At 37.1% G+C, this 267-nt stretch carries 1 protein-coding gene; it reads left to right on the top strand.

Translation table 11 applies throughout. The features are described from left to right. The coding region (locus AAEY88_RS13915; RefSeq protein ID WP_350563330.1) for a diguanylate cyclase domain-containing protein at positions 1-267 on the top strand (267 nt) is incomplete at both ends.

Consider the following 267-nt stretch of genomic DNA (forward strand, 5'->3'; position numbering starts at 1 on the left):
ATATTAAACGTGAAGCCTACAAAGACGGTGTTACTGAATTAGGTAATCGCAATATGTTTGTTGATTACTACGAAAAAAATATAGAAAACACCGAAATAAGCACATTTGGCTCTTTAGCACTTGTCCGCTGTAGTGAGTTACAGTCAATCAATCAAAGCCGCGGCTATCAAAAAGGTGATGAGTACATTAAGTCGGTTGCAGATATCATAGTAAATATCAGTGGCAACTATTCCGGCAGTCAAGTTTTTAGATTAAACAGCTCTGACT

The sequence above is a fragment of the Psychrobacter sp. CAL346-MNA-CIBAN-0220 genome (genome assembly GCF_040309805.1).
In the GTDB taxonomy this organism is placed as follows: domain Bacteria; phylum Pseudomonadota; class Gammaproteobacteria; order Pseudomonadales; family Moraxellaceae; genus Psychrobacter.